This window comes from Leptospira abararensis (assembly GCF_016918735.1).
GTDB classification, from domain to species: Bacteria; Spirochaetota; Leptospiria; order Leptospirales; family Leptospiraceae; genus Leptospira_A; species Leptospira_A abararensis.
The window spans coordinates 1-1,238 of the sequence record NZ_JAFFPR010000001.1; the positions used below are offsets into that span (position 1 = coordinate 1).

General features: G+C 38.0%; 2 protein-coding genes. Both read right to left on the reverse strand.

The annotated features are described in order from the left end of the window. Positions 1-310 precede the first annotated feature (310 nt). Positions 311-661 (reverse strand): HepT-like ribonuclease domain-containing protein, encoded by a 351-nt coding sequence (locus JWG40_RS00005; RefSeq protein WP_205283838.1) that lies wholly within the window; start codon positions 659-661, stop codon positions 311-313. Beyond that, positions 651-965, reverse strand: a complete 315-nt coding sequence (locus tag JWG40_RS00010; RefSeq protein WP_205283839.1) for a nucleotidyltransferase family protein — start codon at positions 963-965, stop codon at positions 651-653. Before JWG40_RS00010 ends, JWG40_RS00005 begins: the two co-directional genes overlap by 11 nt. Positions 966-1,238 lie beyond the last annotated feature (273 nt).

The window sequence follows — 1,238 nt, forward strand, 5'->3', positions numbered from 1 at the left end:
AGGCCCATGTTATCATGAATTTGCTTATAAAGTCAAGTTGAGTTGTGCTGGAAAATTGAGCTTTCTAGAATACTTTCTTCTCTTTTTTGCTTAAACTTATTAAATTTCGGTTTTAAATCGGTTTTTCGGGCATTTCGTATAACGAACTAGTGGAGACGACGTTTCCCGACCCTGAGTCCCGGCGGGACGTTAGGGACTGGCACGTAGTTTGCGAATGCAAACGAGTGCCAGAAGGGAAATGTGGCGTAGCCCAAGCGAGGCCTCGTGCCGAAGCGCAGCGTTTCCACGCTGTTATGCGTAGTCGCGCATATTAATCGAAGAGCGTTTTTTCTTTTTGTAAAATTTCTTTAATTTGAATTTCAAGAACAGGGATTTTGTTTTTAACAAGATCCCAGACAATATCATAATCAACAATAAAGTATCCATGAATTAAGTGGTTTCTAGTTGCGGAGAATTTTCTCCATTCAGGTTCATTATATTTTTTCTTAAACGAATCGGAAAGTTTGTTCGATGCTTCGCCGATTATTTCGATACTTCGAACAAAGGCTCGTTTTAAAACATTATCATTAAGAAATAGAGCTTCATTAGTTTTAGCTAATTCATCTTTAATAAACAAAATTTCGTTGTAGATATGTTTAATATAATCAATATCAGACTTCAATTAATACTGACTCACTATCTACAGAATTTTTAAGTGAGCCTGAAATTGAATCAGTAGTAAGTAGATCGACTTTTACATTAAAAAGATCTTCGAGTAGAAATGTTAGATTAATATAATTATCAAAATTTTTCATTCCAGGCTTAAATTTGACCAAGAAATCGATATCACTATTATGTTTGGCTTCATTTCTAGCGACGGATCCAAAAAGGTGAATAGTTTCAACGCCTAGGGAATTAAGCTCCTGTTTGTATTTTTTTAAGGAGTTTTGAATAGAGTTTGAATCTAAGATTTCAACCGTCGCCATATTTCAAATTTGGTTGATTTTGTGTAAAAGTCAAGCGATTGATTGTGACTCTTTTGGCTCTTTATTTGATATTTTCATAGTATTGAAAGTGTTACCCATGTCCCGAGGCATACATTAAGCGATTACGCATAACGAACTAGGGGAGACGACGTTCCTCGTAGCTGAGCCTACGTAGTAGGCGTTAGCGTCGGCGCGTCTTCTTGCGGAGCGAGAAGCGTGACGGAGAGGAATGTGGCGTAGCCCAAGCGAGGCCTCGTGCCGAAGCGAAGCGTT

Bases quoted from the DNA above. Each gene is read 5' to 3' on its own strand.
- JWG40_RS00010 (WP_205283839.1), bottom strand. From the start codon at position 965: ATGGCGACGGTTGAAATCTTAGATTCAAACTCTATTCAAAACTCCTTA.